The organism is Sphingomonas sp., from assembly GCF_051962185.1.
Lineage (GTDB): Bacteria > Pseudomonadota > Alphaproteobacteria > Sphingomonadales > Sphingomonadaceae > Sphingomonas.
This window is the reverse complement of the sequence record NZ_JBQCCN010000021.1, coordinates 1-26,960: the sequence shown is the minus strand read 5'-3', so window position 1 is coordinate 26,960 and position 26,960 is coordinate 1. Positions and strand designations below refer to the sequence as shown.

Below are 26,960 nucleotides of genomic sequence, written 5' to 3'. Positions count from 1 at the left end.
GTCAGTCGAAATGCTCGAGATATTGCGCGAACATCACGCACACCTCTCGGTTGATCAGGTCGGCGTCGCGATCCGGTTCCTCGACCACCATCTCGCTCGCCGAATAACCGAGCTCGACGATCAGCCGGCAGGCGACCTGCAGCCGTTGCTCGCTGGTATTCGGGTATTGCCGGCGCAGCATGTCGGCGAAGGTGCCGGCGACCATGTCGCGCGACTTGATGCGCAGATCGTTCAACAGGGGTACCGCGCGCAATGCGCGGCCGATCGCGATACCGCCTGGGAACTCGCGGTGGATCGCGACCATCCGTTCCTGGATGGCGATGCTCTTGGCCAGTCGTTCCTCGAACGTCGCGCCGGACAGACCGCCCTCCTCGACCCAGGCGAGCACCTCGTCGTCCTGCGCGCGCATCAGGCGATCACCGAGTTCCTTCAACACCGCGTATTTGTTGGGGAAATAGCGATAGAGCGCGGGAGGCGTGAGCCCGGCGCGCTGGCAGATCAGGTTGGTGGTCAGTTGCTCGAAACCGATCTCGCGCAGCAATTCGCCGGCGACATCGAGGATCAGTTCGAACGTATCCTGCCCGCGCGCCTGGATCGGGCGGTGCTTGGTCGACAGCGGGATGGCGGCGCGTCGCCGCTTTCCGCCTTGGCGTGGAGCCGGGCTTGGGGAAGATGCTGATTTGGTCATAGCGCCAACGAGTGGCTTCTGGTCCGGCTAAAGTACAGCAGCATGACGATGGCGAGCGACGTCGCGAGCAAGGCGACGCCGAGCGTCAGGCATTGCCGCACGTCGGCGTCGCCCACCAACAGCGAGGCGAGGAACGGCCCGGCGCTGCACCCGAGCAGCGCCGCACCCGACCCGAACATGGCGGCGCGACGCGTCGGGTCGGCGTCGATGACCAGCGGCGTGAAGAACGGCGACGCGAACATCCATAGGAAGCCGAACAGCGCGGAGACGGCGAGGAACAGCGCCACGCCGGGCAAGGCCGCCAGCACGAACATCGCGCCGCCCATGCCGAGCAGCGATATGACGAGCACGGGTGCGGTCGGGACGCGTCCGGCGATCAGCGTTGCGGCCAGCCCGCCGGCGACTTGCGCGCCCAAGGAGAGCGCCAGCGCGTGCCCTGCGGTGCCGGCAGGATGCCCGGCCTGGCGCGACAATGGCTCGACATAGATCCATACCGCGAGAATTCCGGCGTTGAACGCGAAGGCGGCCGCGAGCGCGAGCAGCCCGCGCCCGCTCGGCCGCCCGCTCGGTTCGTCGGCACTGGTCGGCAGTACCGACAGCGCGCCCGGCACCAGCAGGCCGCCGAGCGCAGTCGCCGCGCCGATCGCGGCGAGGACGGCGAAGCCGGCGCCTACTCCGGCTGCGCCTTCGACCAGCGCGCCCAGCGCAAAGACGATCACCGCCTGAGCCAGCGTCTGCACCGTCAGGTAGATCGCCGCCCAGCGATCCGGACGTGACGACCGCACGATCATCGCGGTCATCAGCCAGATCAGCGCGCCGCTGGGAATGCCGTTGATGCCGCGCACCAGGACGACCGCCCAGCCGTCCGCGAAGATCGACAGGGCATTGAGCACGGCCATCGCCAACCCGCAGAGCATGGTCAGCAGACGCAATCGTCTCAAACCCCACAGCGGCCCGGCCAGTCCGGCGGCGATACCCATGGTCAGCAGCTCGGCAGTCCCCGCCTGCCCGAGTTGTGCCGGGCTGATCCGGCCCGACGCTTCCAGTCCGCCGAGCAGCAGCGGCCCGACACCCGCGAACAGGATGCCGGCGACCCCGACGAACAGGATCGCGCCGATTTGCGCCGCAGCGGGGCGCGGGCCGATCCAGCCTCGATCGTCAGCGGTCGGCAACACGCTCATTCCACCGACTCAATAATGCGCGCGGAGATAGAGGCCGTAGGTGCGCGGCGGCCCGACGCTGATCACGTCGAAGCCGAGCGTCGGGATCGGGGTCATGTCGGAGATGTTGGTCTCGCCGAAGATGTTCTTGCCCCAGATGCCGACCTCGAGCTTGTCGTGCGCGAACTGCACGCCGAAGCGGCCGTCGACATAGACCCGGCCCTGATCGCTCAACCGCGGCGTGTTGGCGGTGTCGAAGAAGACCTTGCTGCGATAGCTCGAGCTGATGTCGAACACGAGCGCGCCGAACGACACCGGCTGTCTGTAATTGACCCCGGTCTGGATGTTGACGCGCGGCGCCGACGGCAGGGTGTTGCCCGAATAATCGGCGCCCGCGGAAATGAAGTTGCGATAGGTGGCGTTGAGATAGGCCGCGTTCATGAAGATGGTCAGGCCGCGCGCCGGCGTCGCCTCCAGCTCGAGCTCGCCGCCGTAGATCCGCGCGGCTGAGGCGTTGGTGAACAGCTGGCGGGTGATGAACCCGTCGGTCACCACGGTATAAACCTGAAGGTTCTGATAATCGTAATAGAAAGCGGCGAGGTTCGCGCGCAGCGTGTGGTCGAGCAATTCGCTCTTCAGGCCCGCCTCATAGGCATTGACCGTTTCGTCCTTGTACGGGCCGAGGTCGGCGACATTGCCGGTCTGGCCGCTGAAGAAACCGCCGCTCTTGGTCCCGCGGCTGTAGCTCGCATAGACGTTGACGTCGGGCGTGATGCGATAGCGCAAGCCGAACTTGCCCGAGACCGAATCGAACGTCTTCGAGCCGTCGAACGTGAAGATCGTGTAGGGGAGACGAGTCTCTTCGCTGACGTAATGGAAGTCCTTGTGGTCGGCGGAGTAGCGCAGGCCGGCGGTCACCGTCAGTTGCGGGGTCAGGTCGTAATCGAGTTGGCCGAACGCGGCGTAGCTGTCGGTCTTCTGTCGTAGCGGCCAGGCGTAGCGTCCGATTCCCTGGGTCAAGTCGGGGGGCAGGAAATTCAGCACGTCATAGGCCGAATCGTTGCTGAGATCGTCGTGCGCGTAATAGAGACCGAGCACGTAGCGCAGCTTCGGCTTGCCGCTCGATTGCAGGCGCAATTCCTGGCTGAACGTATTCTGCCGCGCGATATAGCTGGCGGTGATGACCGGCAGCGGGTTGGCGTCGGTCTCCTCCTGGTCGTTGCGATCGGCATGCTGATAGCCGGTTACCGCGACGATATCGGCAGCACCGAGATTGATCGTCAGCGTATTGGCGACGGTGAACAGATTGACCCTGTCCTGCCCTTCGAAGCTGTAATCGCCTTCGTACAGATTCTTGCTGGTGTTCGCATAGCCCAGGACGTTGGTGCATTCGGCGGTGGCGTAATAAGCAGGGGCACACAGGCCGTCCGGGCCTGTCGCATCCGCGGTCGCCGGAAACAGGCCACGATTATAGGCCCAGATCGATCCGCCGCGCGACTTGCCGACCGTCACCGCGAGATCATCGGTGATCGCGGTCGAGGGCGTGAAATGCACGCTGCCACGCACCGCCCAGCGATCGGCATTGTTCCCGCGGTGGCCTGTCAGGCGATTGATCGAATAGCCGTCGTCGCGCTGGTAGAGGCCGGCGACGCGGATCGACAACAGGTCCCGGGCGACCGGCAGGCTGACCCCGCCCTGAAGATTGACCGAATCGAAGTTGCCGTATTCACCGAGGAAATCGGCCTCGACATCGTTGCCGGGTTTGCGGCTGGTGATGTTGATCGCGCCGCCGGTCGTGTTGCGACCGTAGAGCGTGCCTTGCGGGCCGCGCAGCACTTCCGCCTGCTGCAGGTCGAAGAACGCAAAACGCTGTGCCAGCGGCGAGCCGACATAGACGCCATCGGAATAGATGCCGACCGCGCTGGCGGTCGCCGGGTTGAAGTCGTTGACACCGACGCCGCGGATGAAGATGCGCGGGTTGGCACCATTGTCGTCCGACTTGATCTGCAGGCCGGGCGTCGCGTTGGACAGGTCGACCAAGTCGAGAATGCGCTTGTTCTCGAGCGTCTTGCCGGTCACCGCGGTGACCGCGACGGGCACGTCCTGGAGATTTTCGGAGCGTTTCTGAGCAGTGACGACGATGTCGTCGACCCGCGGCGCATTGTCGTCGGCCGAAACGGACGCCGCCGCGGGCTGGCTGTCCTGTGCCGATGCCGACCCGGCCCAGACCAGGGCGACCAGCGAAACTCCGATCCCGACTGCACGATGCATAACCACCCCTTTTTCGAGTGAGGATGCATAACGGTAGCATAAACTATCATTACCGCAAGATGGCCGGAGAGTAATGATTGCTGCTCAATTTTTCCGTTCGAGATCATAATGTTGCCCCCTGCGGAATTCGGCTTTCGCCGAGCGGCACGCGAGCGTCCCCGGAGTAGCCCCAATGGGAAACAACCGTCGGATGACGGTTTTGCGACTCGGGAAATCGCGAACGGCGCCCTGCAGTCACGGCATCCCAGGCCGAGACGATCGAATCTTCCTGGCGCCGTTCTGCGCCGGCTTTTCTCGATCTATCGCAAGATCCGGAAACTTATGGCCTTTCGCGCGTTTTTGCGCGCGACCACGCAGGTCGGTCCTTTTGTCGGCCGCGTCGACGTCCTGAACAGAAACGAGCCGACACCCGGCGCGGGCAGCCGACCGCATTACTGAGCGGATGGCGAGCGACACGGAACCACCGATCTGGCTGGCGTTCCGTGCGCTCGCGAAGCAGGCGCCCGTCTTGGCTCGCCCTTCCCGTCATAACGCCGGAGCGGCGCCGCGCGCGGTGCATCGCGCGCTCGAAAGCGAGGTAGGGACATGGACCGGCATCACACACGCGACATCGAGATCGAGCGCGATCCCGTCGATCGGGCATCGAGGGATTCGTTTCCGGCGAGCGACGCACCGGCCTGGGCGAGCAACGGCCACCGCGCGTTCGCGCAATTTTCCACACTGGCGCCCGACGACTGGCTACCCCCCGACGAGGATCCGGACGAACAACTCAACGATCGCGCCGCCAACCATTGGCCGCTGGTCGCGATCAAGGGATTGTTGGCGATCGCCATCGGCGTGGCCGGGCTGACCATCCCCGCCCCCGCCCTGAGCGCGCTGGTCCTCGCATTCGCTCTTTACTGTTTCGCCGACGGCGTTTGCTCGGCGGTGCTGGCGAGCCATCATGCCGTGAGCGGCACGCGTTGGGCCTGGCAGGCCGTGACCGCGATCGTCGCGTTGGTGGCCGGCGCGGCGGCGGTCATCTATCCGGCAATGGAGATGGCGGCGTTTCTGCGCCTGCTGACCGCCTGGTCGCTATTGAGCGGATTGACCAGCGTGCTTGCGGCGTTCCGGCTGGAGAACGATCACGGCCGCGGCTGGCTGGTCGGCAGCGGCGTCGCCTTGCTGTTCGTCGCGATCGTCACGGGCGCGGCCTTGCCGCTCGCGCCGGCGATGGCGATGCGCTCGATCGCGACCGGCATTCTGGTCGCCGGACTGCTCTTGGGCGGACTGGCGCTGCAATTGCGCGCGCATCGTCCAGGATCGAGCGCCGCGGACCGAACGAATCGGCACCGTGCGTGACGCCAACCAGCGGCGAAAAGCACATTATACGGCCGAACAGGCGCGCGGCGGCCGGATCGTCTTGCGCCTGACCGTCGAGCGCGCCATCTTCATTATCGGGCTGGTCGTGGCGATCGCCTTTGCGCTGATCGCCGGCGGTCACCCGCGTTAGTTCCGATGACGGCGCCCTTCGCCTGGATGCCGTCGGCCGATCCGGGAGAAAGTGGCGATGACGATTGCCGATCAACAAGACGCCTTGGACCATCCGCTGATCCTGTCGAGCCGCGTGCTCGACACGCCGGTGTACAATCTCAAGCGTCAACGGATCGGCCATCTCGACGATTTGTCGGTAGACAAGGCGACCGGCCAGGTGGTCTTCGCGATCATGTCTTTCGGCGGTTTCCTGGGGATCGGCGAGCGCTTTCACCCAATTCCCTGGCCATTGCTGCATTATGATCCCGGGCTGGGCGGTTTCATCGTCCAGTTGGAAAGCAGCGTGCTGCAGCGCGCACCGCATTACGATCGCAAGGAGTTACGCGCACTGGGCGGCGCCGATCAGCATCACGGCGCCATCGTCCATACATATTATCGGCCCTATGGCGGGAGGCCCGTCGCCTAGCATCGCCGCGAGGTAATCCCATCGCTGGCGGCTCGACGACCGGCCTTCCCGACCACGTGATTACTTTGACCGCTTATGATGCTTTTTGCGGTGATGCATCATTTTCCCACGATGGGCCGGCGCGCGCACTTCCATGCATTCGTCGGTCACCGTGGCCGAACAACGCGGAACATCGGCGGTCTGGATACCGGGTGCCGCGGCATTGAGAGCAGCGGCGATCAGCAGATTAGCGATCATGGAGCATTCCCTACGAACGCCGCGGCCTGATACCGCGGCGGCTGTCAAACGTTCGGCCCCCGAAACGAGTTCCCACCGTCCAACGCATTCGCGCGCGAGATATCATCAAAAAGCTACTGCCCGCCGCCGCATGAGCGGCGACGGGCAGCCATCCCCCCATCGAGCTGGTCAGGTCAGCGGCAGCATCCGCAGCCGCACGGGCGCGGCTTGGGACGCCATTTGCGCACCGGCGCGCGATAGACCTTCTTGATCACCGGCCGCGGAGTATAGCGCTCCGTGATATATTCGGTGGTCGTGGTGGTCGTCGTCGCCCCGGGGATCACGATCGTCGTCGTGGTGCCGGGCGGCGTGTAATAAGTACCGACATAACCGCCGCGATAGGGCATGTTGGGTGCCATCATCGGCGGCGGAAGCGGCGCGGCGCGATAATCGCGGCTTTCCTCATAATAGCCATTGCCGTCGCCATAGCCGGGCGCCGGATAGCCCGCGCCATAAGCGGGCGGCGGGCCCATCGGCTCGGCATAGCCGGGACCGCCGGCATAAGCCTCGCTATCGTCATAGGCATAGCCGTCGTCGTAGCGATCCCAGTCGAGGCCATAAGCGCCGTCATAGACCACGCCGTAACGGTCGACGAGCAAAGCGTCGTTGTAATAGCGGGTCCAATAATAGCCAGCGGGCGGCGCCATCAGGCCATAGAGCTGCCAATCGCCGATCATGAAATTGGCCGACAGCCAGTAATTCGGGATGCGCTTTCCGCGCTTGATGCGGGTATAGCCGTTCCACCCGCCGGGCGCCTGGACGCCGGCCCACCAATAGCCACCCATGCGGTTGCCCCAACGGCTGCGATTCGAGATCCAGCCCTTGCGCCATTGGCCGCCATTGTTCCAATTGCCGGGACGCTGGCCGTTCCAATTGCCGGGATTGCCCGGGCGCTGACCATTCCATCCGCCCGGGTTGCCCGGACGCTGTCCCTGCCACTGGCCCGGATTGGGGCGCGGCATCGGCTGACCCTGGGGCGGCGGCCCACCTCGCCAGCCCGCCGCGGGCGCACCACGGTTGCCGAGTCGCTGCGCGTCGGCGACGCCTCCGCCGAAGGCCATTGCGGCCGCAACAGCAGCAATCACGAGGGTTCGCATGGTTAACACTCCCTGTTTCCCGGCGGGGCCATTAACCATGGCCACGCGGTCAATCTTGGGAAGGCGTAGCAAAAAGCACGGTTTTCCGCCAGTTTTACGCCAGCGGAATGTTTGTCCCGATCTGGATCAGGATTCAGCCGTTAACCCTGTCCGTCAACAATCGGGCGATCGCCGCGATTCCCGCCGCATCCTGTTCGTCGAACCGTGCGGGCGACGGGCTGTCGAGGTCGATCACCGCGACGACGCGGTCCCCGGCGACGATCGGCACCACCAGTTCGGACCGGCTGGCCGCGTCGCAGGTGATATGGCCGGGAAAGGCATAGACGTCGGCGACCAACTGGGTTTCGCGCGTGGCGGCAGCGGCGCCGCAGACGCCCTTGCCGAACGGGATTCTGATGCAGGCCGCCTTGCCCTGGAACGGCCCGAGGACGAGTTCGTCGGTGACATTGCGATAGAAGCCGGCCCAATTGAGATCGGGCAGATATTCCCACAGCAAGGCGGCGACGTTCGCCATGTTGGCGATGGCGTCCGGCTCATTCGCGGTGATCGCGTCGCAAGCGGCGAGCAGGTCGCGATAGAGTTCGGGCTTGGACCCGGCGGCGATGTCGAAGGCGTACATGCACGGTGATGTAGCGACGGTGTCGCGATTATGGGAGGGGTCGCGGCGCCTCGCCGGCGTGCCGCGCCGGATATTTCTCAAGCGCCCGCTGCCAGGACACGCTGTCGGTCAGGCGCGACTGGACGATGCGCAGCTTCTCCCAGCCGGGAAGCTGATGAAGCAGGCGCCGCGTGCTGTCGACCAGCGCCGGCGGAATCGTCGGGGCGAAAGTGATCCGAACCACCGCCGCGCGGTCGAGCGGGACATGGATGACCTCGTCCTCTTCCGTCCCGAACGCGATCGCGCGGAATTCGGCTTCGTCGCGGAAGCCAGCGCGCTTCATGAACGGCAGGCGATCGATGTCGCTCGCGTCGACCGTCACGATGTCCGCGATGCGGACATAGTCGACCGGCCCGATCAGGCAGTCGGCACGACCATCGAACATCGCGCAGAACCGTGCCTTGTCGAAATGGACGCAGACGCCCGCCGAGCCGCCGGCGAAGACTTGCCAATGATGGAATGTCTCGGGCGCCTCGGTCAGGCAGACCGCGCCGACGAAGCCATGGCCGAGATGCTCCTGATAGACCGCCATCGCCTTGCGATCGTTGGCGTCGACCCAGGCCGACGGACTGACCAGCGTGATGCGATCGTTCATCAGCATGTCGATCACTACCGGCAGACTGGTGTATCGGCGCAGATTCGGGCTGGGTTTGGCCAATTCCTTCGCCTTCAGTCGATGCGCACCTTGCCGCGCCCGGCCTTGACCGCGCCGCGGCCTTTTTTCTCGTCCACGCGCCTCGCCTTGGCCGCCCTGGATGGCTTGGTCTTGACGCGCTTGGCCTGGCGGACATGCGCCGCGCGGATCATCTCGGCAAGGCGTTCGCGCGCATCCTGGCGGTTCGCTTCCTGCGTGCGGAAACGGCGCGCCGTGATGAGCAATTCGCCGCTCGCGGTCATCCGGCTGCCGGCGAGTTCCTTGAGGCGCTGATAGGCGTAAGGCGCGAGGCCGAGCGCGAACACGTTCGTGCGCAATTGCACCGCGGTCGCCACCTTGTTGACGTTCTGCCCGCCCGGGCCGGTGGCGGCGAGGAAGCGTTCCTCGACGATCGCGGCGTCGAGCCGGTCGGCCCAGGCGTGGCCCTCACTCATGGCCGAACCCGGCCGCGACGAAGCGTTCGGGGATCGGCGCAATCGCTTCGATCGCCGGCTTGCCGTTGCGCGGGACGATCAATTCGGCGGCGTGGAGCAACATCCCTCCCTTGTCGGCGCGGCCATAGATCGGGTCGCCGACCACCGGCACGCCCAGCCCTTCGAGCGCGTGGACGCGGATCTGGTGCGTGCGGCCCGTCGCCGGCCGGAACTCCACCAAGGTGCGGCCGCCCTCGCTGCGCAGCACCCGCCATGCGGTGCGCGCGGCTTTGCCGTCATGGGCGCCGGTCATCCGCCACCCTTCCTCGCGCGTCGACACCTTGGCAAGCGGCAGGTCGATCACTCCCTCTTCGCCCTCAGGCACGCCTTCGAGCACGGCGAGATAGCGTTTCTCCACCCGGTTCGCCTCGAACGCCTGTTGCAGCCGGGCGTGCGCCTTGGGGTTGCGCGACAGCAGCAGACAGCCCGATGTGTCCTGGTCGAGGCGATGCACCGCCATCGGCCAACGGCGGAAGCCGAAGGTCAGGCTGTCGAGATGATTTTCGAGGCTGACCCCGCCACGACGCGGCGGATCCACCGGCAGGCCCGCAGGCTTGTCGATCACCATCGCCTCACCGTCGAGGAACAACACCCTGTCCGCTAGCATGGCGCACCCCTTGCCACTCAAGCCGCGCGCGTGCCAGTGGTTGTGCGCTTTGTTTCCCCCACGGAGCGTGTTGATGCCCTTGCGCTGGCTGCTTGCCGTCCTGACTCTCTTCCTGCCCGCTACCGCCTTCGCGCTGACCCCGGTCACCTTGTGCAATGGCCAGACGATCGAGCCGCTGCCCGACGGCCGCATGCTGGGACATATCCCCTATCCCGAAGGCAATCCCGCCGACATGGTGGTGATACCGGGCAATTTCGGTGTCGGTCGCCCCTGCGAACTCCATCGCGACGCGGCGGCGGCGATGAGCGCCTTGCTCGCCGCGGCGGACCAGGTGCCCGAAGTCAAGGGCAAGTTGCGCGGCGTGTCGTGCTTCCGCACGATCGAGCGCCAGCGCCAGATCTTTTGCGGCCAGATCGGCCCCGGCAAGCGTTGTAAGGACGCGGCCGAGCGCGCCAAGAGTTCGGGGCCGCCAGGGTATAGCGAACATGCCACCGGCTATGCGCTCGACTTCGGCATCCGGCCGCTGACCCGCGGCTGCGGCGACGTCAGCGATTGCGTCGCCGAGACGGCGCCGGGCAAATGGCTGTTGCAGCACGCGCCCGAATTCGGGTTCGAACTGTCGTTCCCGCCGGGCAATGCGCAGGGCGTGACCTGGGAGCCGTGGCACTGGCGCTGGGTCGGGTTGTCCGCGGATGCGCCCGGCGCGGCGACCGCGCGGGCGCTGTTCACGACCGCGCGCACGCGGTTTCCCGCCTCGCCGGCGGTGCTCGACCTGTCGCCCGAATGGCAGAAGGCGATCCAGCCGCAACCCGCGCCGACGGGGACGCCGGCACCGGGGCAAGCCTGGCCGAAATAGACGCCGCGCGAGACGATTGAGGCTCGCGACCGACGTCGGCCGTTCAGGCGTGGGCGGGCGTCGCGTTGGCGGGATCGAGGATGACGCGCACCGACGGCGATCGTCGCTCCCGGCAATGACGCTGGATCGCGTGCAGGCAATCTTCGAGCGTATCGTAGAGCGCGGCGTGGCGGATGGTGCCGGAGCGAACGATATGTTGCCATGCCCAGGCCACGCGGACGCGTCCGCCGGCCAGCACCGCCTGGGCGGGGAAGACTTCATAGCTCGGACGACGGCGTCTCATGCCGGATCAACCGCGGGCGCGATCTCGCGTTCCGGCGCTAACCGATCGTTAGGGACGAATTGGCCACGCGAGCGATCAGCGGTCGATCGAACGCGCGCTCCACGCCGCCTTGAGCATGCGCCGGCGATCCGACATAGGCCGGTGACGAGCGACGGCAGCAAAAGAGGCGGCGATGCGGGATATCGGGGTCGGGCTGATCGGTTATGGACTGGCGGGTCGCGCGTTCCATGCGCCCTATGTCCGCGCAACGCCCGGCTTGGCGTTGCGCGCGGTCGTCTCGCGCGACGCGGCAAAGGTTCATGCCGACCTGCCCGAAACGAGCGTGGTGCCCGATGTCGCTTCGTTGCTTGCCGCGCCGGGCATCGATCTGGTGGTGGTCGCCAGCCCCGACGCCCTGCATGCCGAGCACGCGCTCGCCGCACTGGCGGCAGGCAAGCATGTGCTGATCGACAAGCCGTTCGCGACCAGCCTGGACGACGCACGGCGGATCGCGGCGGCCGGCGACGCCGCGGGCAGATCGGTGACGGTGTTCCAGAACCGCCGCTGGGACGCCGATTTCCGTACCCTGCAGCGACTGATCGCCGAGGACACGCTGGGCGAGATCGTCCAGTTCGAGAGCCATTTCGATCGCTGGCGGCCCAAGCCCACCGGCCTGTGGAAGGAAGAACGCGCCGGCGGGGCATGGCTCGATCTGGGGCCGCACCTGGTCGACCAGGCGCTGGTGCTGTTCGGGCGGCCGGCCGGAATCACTCTCGACGTGGCGACGCTGCGCGAGGGCGCGCCTGCCCCCGATTATTTCCACGCGACGCTCCGCTATCCGCAACGGCGAGTGATACTGCACGCGACCAAGCTCGCCGCGCAATTCGGATTGCGGTTCGCGGTCCACGGCACCCGCGCGAGCTGGATCAAGCACGGCACCGATCCGCAGGAGACCGCGACCCTGACCGGAAGCGCTCCGGGTGGTGACGATTGGGGGCTCGATCGCGTCGAGGGCTTGCTGACGACCGCCGAAGACGGGGTCACCGCGCCGGTACCCAACGCGCGCGGCGATTATCGCCTGTTCTGGCAGGCGCTCGTGTCCAGCCTGCGGGGCGAAGGAGCGAATCCGGTACCGCCGGGCGAGGCCATCGCCACGATGGAAGTGCTCGACGCGGGATTGCGCAGCGCCGCGCGGCGTGCCGAGATCAGCCTCTGACCGATCGCGCGGCGGTCATGCGGCGCGCGCATGTTCCTCGACATAGAGCGATTTAGGCCGGATCAGCCGGCCGGTCAGCGCCTGTTCGCGCGCATGGGCGATCCAGCCGACCACGCGACCCATCGCGAACACGCCGGTGAAGCTTTCCGTCGGGAAGCCGGCCGCCTCGAGCAGCAAGGCCGTGTAGAATTCGACATTGGTCTCGATCACCCGGCTCTGCTTGCGTTGGCGAAGCGCGACGAGCGCGATCCGCTCGACCTCCTCGGCGAAGGCGAGGCGATCGTCGGCGCGGTCGAGGGTCTTGAGCGCTGCCTTCAGCGCGTCGGCCCGCGGATCGCGAACGCGGTAGATGCGATGGCCGAAGCCCATCAGCCGGTCGCCATGGTTGAGCGCGCGGTCGATCCAGGCGCGCGCATCGCCTTCCGCCGCGATCTCGTCGAGCATCGCGATCACCGGACCGGGGGCGCCGCCGTGGAGCGGCCCCTTGAGCGCGCCCAGCCCCGCGAGCACTGCGGAGGTCAGCCCCGCCTGGGTCGACGCGACAACGCGTGACGCGAAGGTCGACGCATTGAGGCCATGATCGCTGACCGTCACCAGATAGGCATCGAGTGCCGCGCCGCCGCCTTCGCGTCCGAGCATCCGGACCACGTCGGCGGCATGGCCGCATGCGGGATCGGGTGCTACCGGCTCTTCGTTCCGGGCCTGGCGGATCAACGCGGGGATCAGCACGGCGGGGGCCGCGACCAGGCGCAACGCATCGTCGAGCGTCACACCGTCGGGCATCGCCGCCAGCGCCGCGCGCATGCCATCATAGACGGGCAGGGGCGCGAGCAACGGCAACAGCGGGAGAGCGCGGTCGAACGCCTCGGCACGCGCTTGGCCCAATATCGCGGTCAACCGATCGGGGTCGGGCAGATCGTCGAAAAAGCCCTGGAAAAGGAGATGAACGACTTCCTCGAACGTCTTGCGACCCGCCAGCGCCGACAGCGGATGGCCGCGGATGGTCAGCCGCCCCGCTTCGCCATCGACATCTGACAGCACAGTCTCCGCCGCGACGATATCTTCCAGACCGCTGTTCATCGACCGAACTCCCTTGACGTGACACGCGGCACATGGTCGGACTGGAAGATCCAATCAATCTTGATCAAGTGAATCAATCATGCAGCAATGGGTGTCGCGGGAAGAAGCGCTGGCTGCTTTGGGCGTGAGACCGCAGACGCTCTACGCCTATGTCAGCCGTGGACTGATCGAGCGACGCGCGGACGCTGATGATCCGAGACGCAGCGAATATCGCGCCGACGACATCGCGGCGCTGACCAGGCGCCGTGCGCGCGGCCGCCGCACCGCCTCAATCGCGGCGAGCGCGATCGCCTGGGGCGAGCCGATCATCCCGACGCGGATCTCGACGGTAGCGCACGGACAATTGATTTTCCGCGGGCGGCCGGCGGTGGAGCTGGCGGAAACGGCGACGCTGGAGAAAGTCGCGGCGTTATTATGGGAACAATCGGAAGTGGCGTTTCCCACGGTCGACGAGAACCACGCTAATCCGTTCACGGCCCTGTCAGTGTTGATCGATGGCGGGCGACCGATCGTCGGGCGGGCACCGGCGAAACTGGCACGCGAAGCGGCGATCGCGACCGCCTCCATCGCCGGCGCCTTGGGAGCGGCGGGAGACGGGCCGATCCATCAACGGCTAGCGCGCGGCTGGTCGCTCGACTCCGCCGGCAGCGACCTGTTGCGGCGTGCGCTCTTGTTGCTCGCCGATCACGAGCTCAATCCCTCCACCTTCGCGGCGCGAGTCGCGGCGTCGACCGGGGCGCCGATGGCGGCATGCCTGATGGCGGGGCTCGCGACTCTGTCGGGGCCGAAACATGGCGGTGCCGGCGCGGCGCTCGCGGCGCTGGCGGCGGAAGCGCGCGCCAGCGGCGTCGACGCGGCGGTGGCGCGGTGGTTGGCCGCAGGACATGGGCTGCCGGGGTTCGGGCACCCGCTTTACCCGCATGGCGATCCGCGCGCCGCGGCCTTGCTGCCGCTGGTGAGCCTTGATCCCGCTTTGGCCGAATTGCGCGACGCGGTGGTCGAGACGACCGAAGCCTTGCCCAATATCGACTTCGCGCTGCTCGCGGTCGCGAAGTCCAAGGGCCTGCCCGCCGACGTGCCCTTCCGTCTGTTCGCCATCGCACGCACCGTCGGCTGGACAGCCCATGCCATGGAGCAATCGGCTAGCGGCGCCGCGATCCGGCCACGGGCCCGGTATGTCGGACTAGCTGCGGACGGCCACGGCTGACACCGGCGTGCGCTATCGGTCGTCGCGGACGAATGGGGGTCCGGATCGCGTCATCCGGACCCCGCCCCCAAGCCTCTCGTCAGTAGGTGCCGGAGAAGCTGCGGTTGAGGATGCGGCCGTCGCCTTCGTCTTCCTGGTCGCGACCCGCGCTGTCACCGCCGAAGAAAGCGCTCCGTTCTTCGTCGCGCCAATGCGCCTTGGCCTCGTCGGCGGTCTTGCGCACCGTCACCTTGTCGTCGACGCGCTCGATCCAGCGCGAGGGGATCGAATGGTGCCGGCCGCCGGCGTCGGGATCGCTCTTGGTCAGCAGGATGCGATCGCCGCGCACCTTGTCGACGGTACCGATATGCTCGCCGTCCGAGCCGACGACGTCCATATGCTCGGTCACACGAGCGAGGCTCGAGCGTTGCGTCTGGCGCTCATTGCGCCACGAGCCGAACTCGTTCGAGAATTTCTGCTGATTCTCGCGGCGATATTCGTCGTAGTCGCGATCGAGCGCCGCCATCTGGCCAGCGCGCCAGGTATGATAGTCGCTGTCGCTGCGATGGCCGGAGAAGCGATCGCCGCCATAGCGTTGGTCGTAGCGCTGATCGGCCACGCGCCGACGTTCCGCGTCCTCGTCGCCGAACCACGAGCGAACTTCGTCGCCGGCACGAGCGAAGAAGGTGCGATCCTCGTAACTATAGTCGCGCGGATCGCGCTCGAACGAGCGCCGGCCGCGGTACATGTCGGAGCGGCCGTAATCGCGATCGCCATCGTCGCGGCGATCGCCGACCTCGGTGAAGCGGTGGCCGTCGGACGTGTAGCTGCCGCGATAGGGTTCGCTATAGCCTCTATCGACAAAGTCTGCGTTGCGGCCCTGGCTGTAATAGCCGCGATCATAGTCGCCGCGATAGCGGTCGGCGCCGCGGCGCGGCCCGATCATGCCGGCGGCTTCATAGTCGCGCGCACTCGATACATAGCGTTGGTCCGCCCCATGACGACGCGCGTCGTCTTCGGCCTGGCCGTAGTAATCGCCCTGTAGCGAATTGCCGCGGGGGTAACGTTCATATGCCATCGCACGGATCCTCTCATCCAAGTCTGGACGGCGGACGCGATAAAGGGGAGAAACCGCGTCCGCCTGCACCGATAAACGGTGTGCGAAGCCAAGCAGTTCCGGCGTGGTCCAACGACTTGACGCAAGTTAGCGACCCTGTCCGGCGGATCGGCGCGAACTGTTTCGCCGACACGACAAACGGCGTGTTGCAAAGCCCGAAAATGGTCGCTAGAGGCTCGCGCTCCCAAGGGCGGAAGCGCCCTTGCGGCGTGGAGCGGGGCTGTAGCTCAGATGGGAGAGCGCTGCAATCGCACTGCAGAGGTCAGGGGTTCGATTCCCCTCAGCTCCACCAGCCGCTCCGGGGCCGGACCGAACGTCCGGCAAACTCGCGGACGTCGTAGTGGAGCATGCGCTTCCAGCGACGCATTGAAGCGATCGCGACATTACAACGTGTCAATGTCCTCGCGGCCCCGGAACTATTCTGCGCTGCGCGAGTATCACGGTCACCACTCGAAACCGGCGGTGCCCCTTGTTCGAACACCTACGATGCTCGTGGGGTTTCCACTTGCCCGACCTCGAGCGTAAGCATTGGGGCAATTCGGCTTCGGGTTCAGGCTTCGAAGTGACCGAGTGCAAGAGATGCGGGCGGGAGCTGACGCAGCGGCCCGGAAGCCGTTGGCGCGCCATCGCGCTCGAATCGAGATAGCGCCTCATCCCCTAGACGCGATTCGTTGCCGCCCAGAGTTGCGCGAGGCTGGGTGCTTCGTCCTCGAGTTCCTGGCGCCGGTCGTACCAAGGGGCGATGTCGATGGCATCGCCGTCGAGCCCGTCCGCCGCCAGCCGGGCCGTGATCCAGCGGCTGCGCAGCGCTTCCAGCTCGGTCCAGATCAGGCTGATCACGCCATTGGGGCGCAGATCGCGCTGCCTGATGTTGAGGCGCCCGGTCTCTATCGTCACGCTGTCGAGCGATCCGATCTCGTCGGCGATCAGGCGGTCGATCGACGGCCGGTGCGTGGAAAGGAGGCGAAGTTGCTCGCCGATCGGGATCAATGCGGCGATCGCGGAGAGCAATGGCGCGACCGCGGGATCGGCGGTCCAGCAATCGGCGGCAAGCAGGCGACATGTTTCGGGATGGAGGCAAGGTGGTGACTGACGAGCGATGGCGGACACGCTTTCCTCCAGCGCCGTGGATCGGCGGCCGCATAAATATGGGACATATTGTCCAACATTTCCAGAAGGCGTCGCCGACGGGGTCCCATGGACCCGACCATGTCGGCGGGACGATACGGCCAATTCAAGATCTCGAGACGCTCTCCTTCCCGGTGCCAGCCGGGCCATGAGCGGCGCGCCACTGATCGATCATGTGCGGGCCGGGCACATCGGGATAGTTCCCCTTCCCCGCCACACGCCGTCCCGTCACCAGGAACTCGACGGAAACCCCGGTAATCAAGGAGAATTGTTCGATCAGCGCATGCGGCATGGGGGTCCGCGATTCATATTTGCGATAGCGTTCCGCCGGTATCCCGAGCAACGTCGCCATCTGGCCCGAAGTCAGACCCTTGAGCTGCCGTAATGCCTTGACGCGAGCGATGTAGAGCGCATCGAATTCCTGCGGTGTGATCGGTGTCGACATGGGACAAATCGTACCACAACACCGATCGAGCGCAAGCCCTGGTCCGCACTTGCTTTGTTGGACATTTTGTCCAACTTGTCAGCAGATGCATAGCTTCCACGACGAGGTGGCCGCGGCTCCCGCAGACGGAGCGGCGCCCGATAGCGGTTGCGCCCTTTGCGGGCGCGCGATCTGCGAGCATCCCGATCCGATCTATGCCGGGATCGTCCCGGTCGCGCTCGACACCGACGAGGCGCTGCTTGCTCGCGTGTCCGGGGACGCTTTGGCCGCATGAGTCCGCGGCGCCATCGCGCCGACATTTTCAGCTGGAGAAAGAAGATGACCGAAGGCAATGCCGCGCCCGCCCGTGCGCCGGGCAACCATATCGCCAATAGCAATCCGGCCGAACGGCTGGCGATGATCCGGGCGAGCGCGGCGCGGCGGTTAGCCGCCCTGTCGTCCCCCGCCGACCGGCCGACCGCCGAGGAGCGGCTTGCCGCCGCGCTGCACCGGCGCGAGGAGTCGGAAGCGCAGCGCGAGGCGAAAATCGCGCGCTGGCGGCACAAGCACCAAGGCACGCCCGAGACGCACGACAAGATCGATGCTCTGCCCGAGCGGCGGCGGCAATCGCCGCTGCACCGGATGGAGCGCCTGGGCAAGATCAGCGCCGACGAGCGGGCCGCGGCGGAGGACATTGCCGCCGTCGTCGAACGGATCGGCCGTGCCGGGTCGATTCGGTCGGCGTCGCACGAAACGCGGGTCGACTACGTCAATTCGGGACGCGACACATTGATCGAATCGCTCGGGCGGGTGCGCGCCGAAATGGCCTATCGCGCGTGGCGACAGGCCATCCCCGGACCCAAGGCGATGATCCTCGACATGATCACGACCAATCAGTCGTTCGTGCGGCTGGCGCGCAAGCACGGGTTGCAATGGCGAACGGCGCGCAAACGCCTGATCACCGCGCTTCGGCTGTGGCCCGACATGGCCGCGGCGGCGCGGCGCGACGTGACGCGGGACGAGGTCGAAGCGCTGTATGCGCGGCTCGGAACGGGCGAATTGCTGGTGCCCACGCAGACGAGCGGGAGCGCGATCCCGGCGGACATCGGCGCGCCGAAAAATGAGAACAAAAGGTGAAAATATCTTGACTGCCACGAAAATATGTGTATGAAGCAATCATCCGATGTTGCGTCTCACCGAGAGAGCGGCTCGCGGGTTTTCACAGCAAGTCGCCGATCGGAAATCGCGCTGCTGACGAACATGGTTCGTCGGCCACCAGCGCTGCGCCGCCGGATTCGATAGCATGGAGAATGAATGGCGGGGAAGAAGGCGCTACCCGGGCAGCCAGGCAGGGCGAACCCGGTGGCGCCCTCGCCCGCCACGGAGACGTCATCAGCGGCGTCTCCGAGTAAGGGGCGTCGCATCGAGATCGGCGAAGCGATGCGTGGCGACGTGCGACGGTTCGCCGAGATCGGCGTGCCGCACGCGATCATCGCCCGGATCGTCGGTCTCAGCGTTTCCACGCTCCGGCGACGATGCCGGGCCGAGCTCGATGCCGGCGTCGAGGTCGCCAATGCTCGGATCGCACTGACCTTGTTCGAGACCGCGATGAGCGGGAACACCACCGCGATGCTGTGGTGGGAGAAGACCCGGGCCGGCCGCCGCGACAGCGGCGGGAGCGACCCCGCCGGCATCGGCACGCGGGCGATCCAGGGGCTGATCGACCGCGGCATGTCGGCGCGAGAGGCGGCCGAACGCTATCGCGAGGAATTGGGATGAGCCTTGACGCGACGGGCGGCGACAGGGCCCTGGATGCCCGGTCCTCGACCGACCCTGCCACTCCGTGGCCGCCGGACTATGTCGCCGAGTTGATGACCCGGCAATTCCGGCTCCGGCGGCTGAAGACGGACGCCGGGTTACGAGCGGGGCTAGCCGGGCGCTATCGTGACGATCCCGCCGCGTGGATTGCGCATTGGGCGGTAACCTATGATCCGCGCCACGTGGCGACCGACGCGCCGACGGTCATGCCGTTCGTGCTGTTTCCTCGCCAGGTCGAGATGGTGAGCTTTCTGCATGCCTGTGTCGAGGCGCAGCAGAGCGGGTTGATCGAGAAGGCGCGTGACATGGGCGCGACCTGGATTTGCTGCGCTTTCTCGGTCTGGCTATGGCTGTTCTGGCCGGGAGCGGCGGTCGGATGGGGCAGCCGCAAGGAACAATTGGTCGACAAGATCGGCGATCCCGACAGCATTTTCGAGAAGATGCGGATCATCATCCGGCACTTGCCCCGGCTGATGCTGCCCGCCGGCTTCGACCCGCGCGACGACATGCCGAGCATGAAGATCGTCAACCGCGCGACCGGCGCGACGATCACCGGGGAATCGGGCGACAATATCGGCCGCGGCGGGCGCAAGCTGGTCTATTTCAAGGACGAAAGCGCGCATTACGAGCGGCCCGAGAAGATCGAGGCGGCACTGGCCGACACGACCAATGTCCAGATCGACATCAGTTCGGTCAACGGCCCGGGCAACGTGTTCCACCGGCGGCGCGAGAGCGGGATCGAATGGACGCCGGGCGCACCGCTCGCGATCGACCGCGCCAACGTGTTCGTGATGGACTGGCGCGATCATCCGGCGAAGGACGGCGGCTGGTACGCCCGGCGGCGCGCCAAGGCGGAAGCCGACGGGCTGCTCCATGTGTTCGCGCAGGAAGTCGATCGCGACTATTCGGCGGCGGTCGCCGGCATCATCATTCCCGGTGAATGGGTGGCGAGCGCGATCGACGCCCATCGCGTGCTCGGCTTTGACGACGACGGCGCGTGGCGGGCGGGATTGGATCCGGCCGACGAGGGCGGCGACTTGCACGCGCTGGCGATCGCCAAGGGGTCGGTCGTGCACGCTGTCGAGGATTGGGGCCAAGGCGATGTCGGCGCCGCGACGCGGCGCGCGATCGATAGGCTGCGCGGACGGACGGTGACGCTGCAATATGACAGCATCGGCGTCGGCGCGGGGGTGAAAGCGGAAGCCAACCGGCTGCGCGACGGCACCGATGCCGACGGCCATTCCCTGCTTCCGGCCGGGATCACGTTCCAGCCGTGGAACGCCGGCGCCGCACCGTTGCGGCCGCGCGATCCTGTCGTCGCGGGGGACCGCGAGACGCCGCTCAACGGCGATTTCTACGCCAATCTGAAAGCGCAGGCCTGGTGGCAATTGCGCCTGCGGTTCGAGCGGACGCACAAGGCAGTGACCGCGGGCGACGTCTATGATCCGGCCGACCTGATCAGCCTGCCGCGCGAGATGCCGGGCCTCGCCTCGTTGCGGAAGGAATTGAGCCAGCCGACGCGCGCGGTGAATGGCGCGCTGAAGCTGGTGGTCGACAAGAAGCCCGAGGGGACGCGGTCGCCCAACAAGGCGGATGCGCTGGTGATGGCGTTCTGGCCGGCGGAGGAGATGCTGGCCTCCGCCGGATTCCTCGATCTGGTGCGTGCGGCAAATGCCGCCGGGAGCGGAGCGTCGATCGATCGCGACAATGGCGGCCAGGCGATCGCGGGTCAGATCGAAGGTTCGGGATAGGGTCCGTGGTCGGTATCGAACGCGACCGGCCATGCGCCCTTGATCGCGATCATGTCGCCGAGCACCGCGAGCAGCGCCACGGCTGCGTCGTCGCGCGACAGATAGAGGCCCGACGGTGGATAATTATTGATCCAATACGGCAAGAATTCCTCGGTTTCGTCGGTCAAATATTCGGTGACGAACATCCACAGCCCGTCGGGGCGGCGGCAGAGTCGCCCGCGGCGGCTGCCTTCCCGATCGAGAAACGCATCAGTTGCCGTGACGCGCATCGACCGTCACGCCCGGCCATCGCACACGTATAACCGATCACGGTCCAGGGCGATCAGCGCCTCGGCGCCGCGTTCCCTGATGTGACGAAGGGCCGTGCGCCGGCATTGCCCGTCGGCGTTGATCTGGTGCTCGACCCAGCGCCGCCAGGAGGGATCGGCCAAAGCGAGACGTTCCGCCTCCGGCAGCCCGATACGATGCTCCGCGCGCAGGTTCTTGATGTGCAGGATCCAGCGATTGCGATCGGACATGGCCGTCCGGCCCTACGCCGCGGCGACTTCACTTTCCATCCCCAGCTGAAAACCGGTGCCGTCGCGCGCCGCCAAAAGGAGAAACAAATGCCCAAAGGCGGCGTGCAGACCAACATCACCTATAGCTGGGGCAATTCGAGCAACGAGAATGCCTGGGGACCCTTCTCGCCCGGCTTTCCCCTCATGCCGGTCGTGCAGCAGCCGGTGCGCGGCTACGACTTCAAGCCCAATATCAACGCGACGCTGCAGCCGCGCGCCTATGAGCAGACCGGGTTCCCGGCGCTGCGCGCCTTTGCCAATGTCGAGCTGGTGCGACTGGCGATCGAGACGCGCAAGGATCAGGTCGAGCGGCTCGACTGGCAGATCAAGCCGGTCGATGGCGCCCCGAAGATCGCGGACGATCCGCGTATCGCCGAGCTGACCGCCTTCTGGGGCAAGCCCGATGGGGTGACGCCGTTCGCGACCTTCATGCGATCGAGCCTGGAGGATTTGCTGACGCTCGACGCGCCGGCGTTCGAGAAACGGCGCAATCGCGGCGGCAAGCTGATCGCGCTGGAGATCGTGCCGGGCGATACGATCCATCCGATGGTCGACGATACCGGGCGGCGGCCGCGCGGCGTGACCGACATCGCCTATCAGCAAGTGATCAAGGGCGTGGTCTGGGCGAACCTGACCAACCGCGACCTGCTCTACGTGCCGCGCAACGTGCGGCCGCACCATCTCTATGGCTTCGGGCCGGTCGAGCAGATCATCGTCACGGTCAACACCATCCTGCGGCGCCAGGCGGCGCAATTGAGCTATTTCACCGAAGGCAATGTACCGGCGGGGCTGCTCAACGCGCCGGAGGGGTGGGACGCGGCGAAGATCCAGGAATTGCAGCAATGGTTCGACGACCGCATCGCCGGTAACGCCGCCGAGCAGAACAAGCTGATCTGGGGGCCGCACGGATCGCAATTCACCGCGTTCAAGGCGGCGCCGATCAAGGACGAGTTCGACGAATGGCTGGCGCGGATCGTCGCCTTCGCCTTTTCGCTGCCCCCTACCCCGTTCGTGCGGCAAATGAACAAATCGACCGCGACCGAGGATCAGGAGCGCTCGCTGGAGGAAGGGCTCGAGCCGCTGCAATTGTGGATGAAGCGCTGGATCGACGACGTGATCCAGATCGAGTTCGGTTACCCCGACCTGGAATTCTCCTTCGTCAAGGCGACCAGCATCGACCCGCAGGTGCAGTCGGAGATCGACGACCGCGATCTGCGCAACGGCTCCCGGACGATCGACGAGGTCAGGCATGCGCGAGGCGACGATCCGCTCGCCGATGGGCTGGGCGCGAAGCCGATGATCTACACGACACAGGGTGCGGTGCTGATGGAGGATGTGACCACAGGCGCAGCGATTGCCGAGCCCGATACTCCGGCATAGACTGGCTATCGTGTACGACGCCCTGTGGCACCTCCGCGGCTCGGTCGCCCTCGATCAGGTACGGGCGGGCGATGCCATGTTCCGGCTGAGCAACTTGCTCCGACACCAGCGCAAGGCAGTGACGGCGCGTAGCCCCGTCGAACTGGTGTTCGACAATTCCCGCGGCGAGATCGACTTCTGGCGAAACTGGCGCGCGTTCGTGATGTACGAGCGCGGCCGGTTCTGGGTGGACGGCGATCGGGTTCGGTACGACCTGCGCAGCTTGCACATTTTCCTGCTCTGTCTGTTTGCCGCCTGTCTGGGCGGAACGGTCGTCGCGATTCTGGGCGACGCGTTGCATGGATTGATGGCCGCGGCGTTTCTCATGGGCTGCCTGTACGGCCTGAACGTGTTGATCGCGCTGCTGCGCGTGCCGCTGCTGATCGGGCAGACCGTCAGCAATTAGACCGTCGATCCGCCCCGGCCTGCCGACCGGTGCTCCTCCCGACCGTCGACCCTCCCCATCGCCCGCAGTCATGCGGCGCGGTCCCCACATCCATCGAAAGGACAGCCATCGCATGACGCGGTTTCGCCAATTCGGCGCGATTACCAAGATCGAGGACCAGGAAGACGGCAGCATCAAAGTGTGGGGCGTCGCTTCTTCCGAGGCACGCGACCATGAAGGCGAGACGATCACCGCCGCCGCGATGAAGGCTGCGCTTCCCGATTACGGCCGCTTCCCGGCGCTGCGCGAGATGCACGAGCCGAGCGCCGCGGGGCGGGTGATCGAGGCCGAGGTCGACGATCATGGTGTCACCCAGATCTGCGCGCACGTCGTCGACCCGCTGGCGATCACGAAGGTCCGTGCGGGCGTCTATGCCGGCTTCTCGATCGGAGGGAAGGTGCTGAAGCGCGATCCCGCCGATCGCAGCGTGGTGACCGCGTTACGGCTGGTCGAGATCAGCCTGGTCGATAGCCCCTGCAATCCCGACGCCGTCATCAACATGTGGAAGGCCGATATGCGCGATTACACCCCGAGCGGGAACGAAGTGGTGGCGGCGGCGCGAGTCCTGGCCGAGCAGGCCGGATCGCACCGCTACAAGGATTTCCTGTTCAAGGCGCGCGAACGCCTGATCGCCGCGGCGATGGCGAGCCAGGCCGAGGAGGATAACGAGGACGAGGACAAAGATCGCGACCCGGACGCTGGAGCTGACGAGGGCGATGACGGCGATCGACCTCCCGCCGACCCGGACGGTGGCGAGCCGGACGATCAGGCCAAGCAACCGCCGGCCAAGACCGGGGACAAACCGGCGGCCCGCCAGCAGCCCCCTGCCCGCCCCAAGCCCGGCGACCAGCCGGCTGCCAAGCCGAAGGCAAAGCCCGAGCCCGCAGACCCGCAAGCGGGTACCGATGAGGACGATGCCGCCGCTCAGCGAGAGGATGACGCGCCCGTCGACGCGGATGAGGACGCGTCGCCGCCCAAGCCAAAAGGCAAGCCGACGCCGACCGCCAAGGACCGGGAATCGGTGCGGCGATCGGCGATGGGTGATGACGCCGCCGGCGCGCAAGACCAGGATATCGACGCCGCCGAGGACAGTTCGGCCGATGCCGATCGCCTCCAGGCGGCGCACGACCATCTCGTCGCGCTGGGCGCGGTTTGTTGCGCTGATAATTGCGCCGATGCGAGTCCGGCGCCGCCCGCCGATGCCATCCCGCCCGCTGCCCGAACCGCGCCGGCCGATCCAGACGAGGACACGACCAAGGCTCGACGCGCCGGCGGATTGGGCGAGACCGAGATGGCCGACCTGGCCAAGAGATTTGGCGAGACGATCGCTACGCTGAACGCGACGATCGGCGATCTGAGCAAGCGGCTCGCCCAGGTCGAAGCGGAACCGGCCGCTCCGCGCACCGCCGCCGGGCCGTTACGGGCGGTGACCAAGACCGAGGACGCCTCGCCCAATTCCGCCACCGGCGCCGGGCCGATCAGCGGCGATGACCTGAAGAAGGCGATCGACAGCCTGCCCGAGCATGAGCGCGGGCAATTCCTGCTGCGCGTCGCCTTGTCCAACCCGACCCTGGTTCACGCGGCCCGCGCAGTCGCCTGAACGCTCGCCCGCGCCACCGCCATCGCGGCGGCGCGGCGCCTTTCCTTGCGCCTATCCAAAGGACGGATAGCAATGACCAATCTCTCTCCCGACGAGATCAAGAAGTCGCTCGTCACCAGCTTGTCCAACCCCGACGAGAATATCTCGCGCGCCATCATGCTGATGGCCGGCGGACGCCCCGACATGGTCGAAAAGGCGATCTCCACCGGCACCGGCCTGGTCGCCTATGACCTGCAGGCGCCGGCCAAGAATCTGTATCCGGTCAACACGCCGATCATCAAATCGCTGCCGCGCGTCGGCGGCGGGGGCGGCACCGCGACCAACTGGAAATCGGTGACCGCGCTGACCGGATCGGGCTTCGACAACACGCCCTGGGTGCCCGAGGGCCAGCGCGCCGGGCAGATGGCGTACACCACCGCCGACCGCGCCGCGCCCTATCGCACGCTGGGCGAGGAAGACCAGGCGACGTTCGAGGCGATCTCAGCCGGCCGCACGTTCGAGGACATCAAGGCAAGGATGACGCAGCGGCTGCTGCAGAAGACGATGCTGAAGGAAGAAGCCGGAGTGATCTTCGGCAACGCCTCGCTGGCGCTCGGCACGCCGTCGGCACCGACGCTGAGTGCGGGCGGCACCGGATCGACCCTGCCAGGATCGGTGACCTATTCGGTGATCGTCGTCGCGCTGACGATGGAAGGGATGCGCAACAGCTCGCTGTCGGGCGGCGTCGCGACGTCGAAGTCGGTGACCGGCGCCGACGGCAAGAGCTTCACGATCAACGGCGGGTCGTCGATGAAGTCGGCGGCGGCGAGCCAGGCGACGACGTCGGGCCAGGCCTTGTCGTGCAGCGTCCCCGTCATCCAGGGCGCGGCCGGCTATGCCTGGTTCGTCGGGACGGCGGGCAGCGAGAAGCTCGAGGCGATCAGTTCGACCAACAGCGTGGTGTTCTCGAAGCCGCTCGCGGGTACCGGCCAGGCGGCGAGCGCGGTCAGCGCCGATTGCTCGACCAACTCGACCGCGTTCGACGGCCTGCTGACCACCGCGCTGAAGCCGGGGTCGGGCGCCTATGTCAATTATCTCGCCACCGGCACGCCGGGCGCGGGCACGACGCTGACCTCGTCGGGCCAGGGATCGGTGACCGAGATCGACGCGATGATGCAGTCGATGTGGGACAATTACCAATGCTCGGTCGACGTGCTTTACGTGAACAGCCAGGAGCAAAGGAACATCACCAAGAAGGTGCTCGCCTCGGGCACCGCCTCGCTGCTCAACTACTTCCAGGATCCGAAGGCGGGCGAAGTCGCGCTGACCGCCGGCGGCGTGGTCGAATATTATTACAATCCGTACCTCAACAAGAAGATACCGATCCGCCTGCACCCGAACGTGTCGGCGGGGACGATCCTGGGCTGGGCGGGCGATCTGCCGGTCCAATACCAGTCGAGCGAGGTGCCCAATGTCGCGGAGATGAAGGTGCGCCGCGACTATTACCAGATCGACTGGCCGATCACGACGCGCGCCGAGATGTCGGGCGTCTACGTCGAGGAGACGCTGGCGGTCTACGCGCCGTTCGCGATGGGCGTGATCGCCAATATCGCCAACGGCTGATCCCCTCCCCCTGCCCGGGCGCCCACCCCTTGCTCCCGGGAATCCTGGGCCCCGCCGCGACGACCGGCGGGGCCATTTCGTTTCCGATCAGGAGATAGCGCATGGCCGACAATCCTTCCCCGCGCCGCGCGCCCAAAGCGGCCCCCGGCGATACCGTCGCGATGCGTCACGAGGACGGCGCCGGATGCAGCTGGCGCGGCCGATCTTTCGTGGCCGATGCCAACGGCATCGTGACCGTGCCGGTTGCCGCGGCGGCCGAGCTGATCGAGCACGGCTTCGGCTTCGTGGCGGAGTGAGGCGATGGCAGCAGGCGACCTCACCAATTTGCCGGCGGTCAAACGCTGGCTGAACATTTCGAGCGACAATGACGACGCCTTGCTGAGCGATCTGATCGGCCAGGTCTCGGCGTTCGTCGAGAACAGCATCCAGCGCAGCATCCTGACCGCCACGCATGTCGAGACCTATCGCGGTACCGGCGGATCGCGCTTCCTGCTGCGGAACTGGCCGGTCCAGTCGGTGCTTGCGGTCGAATGGGGCGAGACGCGGATCGACAATGCGGTCGACGCCGTCGGCAACGCGTCGGGCGTCGCGACCGACGGACGCAGCTTGATCCTGATCGGGTCGCGGATGCCGTACGACCGGCCGGTACGGGTGACCTATGTCGCCGGCTACGAT

32 protein-coding genes and 1 tRNA gene are annotated in these 26,960 nt (G+C 66.5%); 17 read left to right on the top strand and 16 right to left on the bottom strand.

Translation table 11 applies throughout. The annotated features are described in order from the left end of the window. Nucleotide 1: 1 nt before the first annotated feature. From ACTHJR_RS01665 to ACTHJR_RS01655, 3 genes are read right to left on the bottom strand one after another with little or no spacing between them, the layout of a single operon-like run. Nucleotides 2-688: a TetR/AcrR family transcriptional regulator gene (locus ACTHJR_RS01665; protein ID WP_440521315.1), complete on the bottom strand. Its 687-nt coding sequence runs from the start codon at nucleotides 686-688 to the stop codon at nucleotides 2-4. After that, nucleotides 685-1,869, bottom strand: coding sequence for an MFS transporter (locus ACTHJR_RS01660; protein WP_440521314.1), 1,185 nt, complete (start codon nucleotides 1,867-1,869; stop codon nucleotides 685-687). Before ACTHJR_RS01660 ends, ACTHJR_RS01665 begins: the two co-directional genes overlap by 4 nt. A gap of 9 nt (nucleotides 1,870-1,878) precedes the next feature. Next, complete coding sequence (locus ACTHJR_RS01655; RefSeq protein ID WP_440521313.1) at nucleotides 1,879-4,119, bottom strand: TonB-dependent receptor; 2,241 nt, start codon at nucleotides 4,117-4,119, stop codon at nucleotides 1,879-1,881. 585 nt (nucleotides 4,120-4,704) lie between these two features. Between ACTHJR_RS01655 and ACTHJR_RS01650 the strand changes: the two genes are divergently transcribed. The 3 genes from ACTHJR_RS01650 to ACTHJR_RS01640 are packed head-to-tail and all read left to right on the top strand — an operon-like array spanning nucleotide 4,705 to nucleotide 6,058. Continuing rightward, complete coding sequence (locus ACTHJR_RS01650; protein WP_440521312.1) at nucleotides 4,705-5,460, top strand: HdeD family acid-resistance protein; 756 nt, start codon at nucleotides 4,705-4,707, stop codon at nucleotides 5,458-5,460. Continuing rightward, entirely contained in the window at nucleotides 5,453-5,611 is a 159-nt protein-coding gene (locus ACTHJR_RS01645) for a hypothetical protein (protein WP_440521311.1), read from the top strand. Before ACTHJR_RS01650 ends, ACTHJR_RS01645 begins: the two co-directional genes overlap by 8 nt. A 57-nt stretch (nucleotides 5,612-5,668) precedes the next feature. After that, nucleotides 5,669-6,058: a PRC-barrel domain-containing protein gene (locus tag ACTHJR_RS01640; protein WP_440521310.1), complete on the top strand. Its 390-nt coding sequence runs from the start codon at nucleotides 5,669-5,671 to the stop codon at nucleotides 6,056-6,058. Between the two features lie 60 nt (nucleotides 6,059-6,118). Here the strand turns inward: ACTHJR_RS01640 and ACTHJR_RS01635 are convergent, their stop codons facing one another. From ACTHJR_RS01635 to ACTHJR_RS01610, 6 genes are all read right to left on the bottom strand, one after another. Continuing rightward, nucleotides 6,119-6,295, bottom strand: coding sequence for a hypothetical protein (locus ACTHJR_RS01635; RefSeq protein ID WP_440521309.1), 177 nt, complete (start codon nucleotides 6,293-6,295; stop codon nucleotides 6,119-6,121). Nucleotides 6,296-6,468: 173 nt separating this feature from the next. After that, nucleotides 6,469-7,395 carry an RcnB family protein gene (locus ACTHJR_RS01630; RefSeq protein WP_440521308.1) on the bottom strand — a complete coding sequence of 309 codons (927 nt, stop codon included), beginning with the start codon at nucleotides 7,393-7,395 and terminating at the stop codon, nucleotides 6,469-6,471. Nucleotides 7,396-7,564: 169 nt separating this feature from the next. Continuing rightward, the gene (locus ACTHJR_RS01625) at nucleotides 7,565-8,050 is read right to left on the bottom strand and encodes a GAF domain-containing protein (protein ID WP_440521307.1); all 486 of its coding nucleotides are present in this window, start codon (nucleotides 8,048-8,050) and stop codon (nucleotides 7,565-7,567) included. A gap of 28 nt (nucleotides 8,051-8,078) precedes the next feature. Further along, a complete protein-coding gene (locus ACTHJR_RS01620) occupies nucleotides 8,079-8,747 on the bottom strand; it encodes a hypothetical protein (RefSeq protein ID WP_440521306.1) in 669 nt (222 codons plus the stop codon). An 11-nt stretch (nucleotides 8,748-8,758) separates the two neighbouring features. Next, a complete protein-coding gene (gene arfB / locus ACTHJR_RS01615) occupies nucleotides 8,759-9,178 on the bottom strand; it encodes an alternative ribosome rescue aminoacyl-tRNA hydrolase ArfB (RefSeq protein WP_440521305.1) in 420 nt (139 codons plus the stop codon). After that, on the bottom strand, nucleotides 9,171-9,824 hold the full coding sequence (locus ACTHJR_RS01610) for an RluA family pseudouridine synthase (RefSeq protein ID WP_440521304.1): 654 nt from the start codon (nucleotides 9,822-9,824) through the stop codon (nucleotides 9,171-9,173). The genes arfB and ACTHJR_RS01610 overlap by 8 nt, the downstream gene beginning before the upstream one ends. A 73-nt stretch (nucleotides 9,825-9,897) precedes the next feature. Here ACTHJR_RS01610 and ACTHJR_RS01605 point away from each other — a divergent pair, with 73 nt between their 5' ends. Then, nucleotides 9,898-10,680 (top strand): M15 family metallopeptidase, encoded by a 783-nt coding sequence (locus ACTHJR_RS01605; protein WP_440521303.1) that lies wholly within the window; start codon nucleotides 9,898-9,900, stop codon nucleotides 10,678-10,680. A 43-nt stretch (nucleotides 10,681-10,723) separates the two neighbouring features. On the opposite strand, the gene ACTHJR_RS01600 is transcribed toward ACTHJR_RS01605, so the two are convergent. Further along, a complete protein-coding gene (locus tag ACTHJR_RS01600; protein ID WP_440521302.1) occupies nucleotides 10,724-10,963 on the bottom strand; it encodes a hypothetical protein in 240 nt (79 codons plus the stop codon). A gap of 172 nt (nucleotides 10,964-11,135) precedes the next feature. Between ACTHJR_RS01600 and ACTHJR_RS01595 the strand changes: the two genes are divergently transcribed. After that, entirely contained in the window at nucleotides 11,136-12,158 is a 1,023-nt protein-coding gene (locus ACTHJR_RS01595) for an oxidoreductase (protein WP_440521301.1), read from the top strand. A gap of 15 nt (nucleotides 12,159-12,173) precedes the next feature. Here ACTHJR_RS01595 and ACTHJR_RS01590 read toward each other — a convergent pair whose 3' ends face one another. Then, nucleotides 12,174-13,238, bottom strand: a complete 1,065-nt coding sequence (locus ACTHJR_RS01590) for a citrate synthase/methylcitrate synthase (protein ID WP_440521300.1) — start codon at nucleotides 13,236-13,238, stop codon at nucleotides 12,174-12,176. Between the two features lie 79 nt (nucleotides 13,239-13,317). Here ACTHJR_RS01590 and ACTHJR_RS01585 point away from each other — a divergent pair, with 79 nt between their 5' ends. Beyond that, a complete protein-coding gene (locus ACTHJR_RS01585; RefSeq protein WP_440521299.1) occupies nucleotides 13,318-14,445 on the top strand; it encodes a citrate synthase in 1,128 nt (375 codons plus the stop codon). A 79-nt stretch (nucleotides 14,446-14,524) separates the two neighbouring features. On the opposite strand, the gene ACTHJR_RS01580 is transcribed toward ACTHJR_RS01585, so the two are convergent. Beyond that, a complete protein-coding gene (locus tag ACTHJR_RS01580; RefSeq protein ID WP_440521298.1) occupies nucleotides 14,525-15,502 on the bottom strand; it encodes a DUF2171 domain-containing protein in 978 nt (325 codons plus the stop codon). A 255-nt stretch (nucleotides 15,503-15,757) separates the two neighbouring features. On the opposite strand from ACTHJR_RS01580, the gene ACTHJR_RS01575 reads away from it, so the two are divergent. Next, a tRNA-Ala gene (locus ACTHJR_RS01575) sits at nucleotides 15,758-15,833 on the top strand. A 365-nt stretch (nucleotides 15,834-16,198) separates the two neighbouring features. Here the strand turns inward: ACTHJR_RS01575 and ACTHJR_RS01570 are convergent. Continuing rightward, the gene (locus ACTHJR_RS01570) at nucleotides 16,199-16,651 is read right to left on the bottom strand and encodes a hypothetical protein (protein ID WP_440521297.1); all 453 of its coding nucleotides are present in this window, start codon (nucleotides 16,649-16,651) and stop codon (nucleotides 16,199-16,201) included. Nucleotides 16,652-16,775: 124 nt separating this feature from the next. Next, nucleotides 16,776-17,114, bottom strand: a complete 339-nt coding sequence (locus ACTHJR_RS01565) for a helix-turn-helix domain-containing protein (RefSeq protein ID WP_440521296.1) — start codon at nucleotides 17,112-17,114, stop codon at nucleotides 16,776-16,778. 85 nt (nucleotides 17,115-17,199) lie between these two features. Between ACTHJR_RS01565 and ACTHJR_RS01560 the strand changes: the two genes are divergently transcribed. The 4 genes from ACTHJR_RS01560 to ACTHJR_RS01545 all read left to right on the top strand — a co-directional run bounded on the left by ACTHJR_RS01560 (nucleotide 17,200) and on the right by ACTHJR_RS01545 (nucleotide 20,662). Further along, the gene (locus ACTHJR_RS01560; protein ID WP_440521295.1) at nucleotides 17,200-17,388 is read left to right on the top strand and encodes a hypothetical protein; all 189 of its coding nucleotides are present in this window, start codon (nucleotides 17,200-17,202) and stop codon (nucleotides 17,386-17,388) included. 44 nt (nucleotides 17,389-17,432) lie between these two features. Next, nucleotides 17,433-18,230: a hypothetical protein gene (locus ACTHJR_RS01555; RefSeq protein WP_440521294.1), complete on the top strand. Its 798-nt coding sequence runs from the start codon at nucleotides 17,433-17,435 to the stop codon at nucleotides 18,228-18,230. Between the two features lie 303 nt (nucleotides 18,231-18,533). Further along, a complete protein-coding gene (locus ACTHJR_RS01550) occupies nucleotides 18,534-18,872 on the top strand; it encodes a hypothetical protein (protein ID WP_440521292.1) in 339 nt (112 codons plus the stop codon). Continuing rightward, entirely contained in the window at nucleotides 18,869-20,662 is a 1,794-nt protein-coding gene (locus ACTHJR_RS01545) for a hypothetical protein (protein ID WP_440521291.1), read from the top strand. The genes ACTHJR_RS01550 and ACTHJR_RS01545 overlap by 4 nt, the downstream gene beginning before the upstream one ends. Here ACTHJR_RS01545 and ACTHJR_RS01540 read toward each other — a convergent pair. Next, the gene (locus tag ACTHJR_RS01540) at nucleotides 20,641-20,931 is read right to left on the bottom strand and encodes a hypothetical protein (RefSeq protein ID WP_440521290.1); all 291 of its coding nucleotides are present in this window, start codon (nucleotides 20,929-20,931) and stop codon (nucleotides 20,641-20,643) included. The genes ACTHJR_RS01545 and ACTHJR_RS01540 overlap by 22 nt on opposite strands. A 6-nt stretch (nucleotides 20,932-20,937) precedes the next feature. Continuing rightward, nucleotides 20,938-21,180: a hypothetical protein gene (locus ACTHJR_RS01535; protein ID WP_440521289.1), complete on the bottom strand. Its 243-nt coding sequence runs from the start codon at nucleotides 21,178-21,180 to the stop codon at nucleotides 20,938-20,940. 87 nt (nucleotides 21,181-21,267) lie between these two features. Between ACTHJR_RS01535 and ACTHJR_RS01530 the strand changes: the two genes are divergently transcribed. The 6 genes from ACTHJR_RS01530 to ACTHJR_RS01505 form a co-directional block, all read left to right on the top strand. Next, nucleotides 21,268-22,599 carry a phage portal protein gene (locus tag ACTHJR_RS01530; RefSeq protein WP_440521288.1) on the top strand — a complete coding sequence of 444 codons (1,332 nt, stop codon included), beginning with the start codon at nucleotides 21,268-21,270 and terminating at the stop codon, nucleotides 22,597-22,599. A gap of 10 nt (nucleotides 22,600-22,609) precedes the next feature. Then, a complete protein-coding gene (locus ACTHJR_RS01525; RefSeq protein WP_440521287.1) occupies nucleotides 22,610-23,044 on the top strand; it encodes a hypothetical protein in 435 nt (144 codons plus the stop codon). A gap of 112 nt (nucleotides 23,045-23,156) precedes the next feature. Then, on the top strand, nucleotides 23,157-24,683 hold the full coding sequence (locus tag ACTHJR_RS01520) for an HK97 family phage prohead protease (RefSeq protein WP_440521286.1): 1,527 nt from the start codon (nucleotides 23,157-23,159) through the stop codon (nucleotides 24,681-24,683). A 72-nt stretch (nucleotides 24,684-24,755) separates the two neighbouring features. Then, a complete protein-coding gene (locus ACTHJR_RS01515) occupies nucleotides 24,756-26,285 on the top strand; it encodes a hypothetical protein (RefSeq protein WP_440521285.1) in 1,530 nt (509 codons plus the stop codon). A gap of 101 nt (nucleotides 26,286-26,386) precedes the next feature. Then, on the top strand, nucleotides 26,387-26,581 hold the full coding sequence (locus ACTHJR_RS01510) for a hypothetical protein (RefSeq protein ID WP_440521284.1): 195 nt from the start codon (nucleotides 26,387-26,389) through the stop codon (nucleotides 26,579-26,581). A gap of 4 nt (nucleotides 26,582-26,585) precedes the next feature. Continuing rightward, nucleotides 26,586-26,960 (top strand): head-tail connector protein (locus tag ACTHJR_RS01505; protein WP_440521283.1); only part of this gene is annotated, 375 nt, incomplete at its 3' end.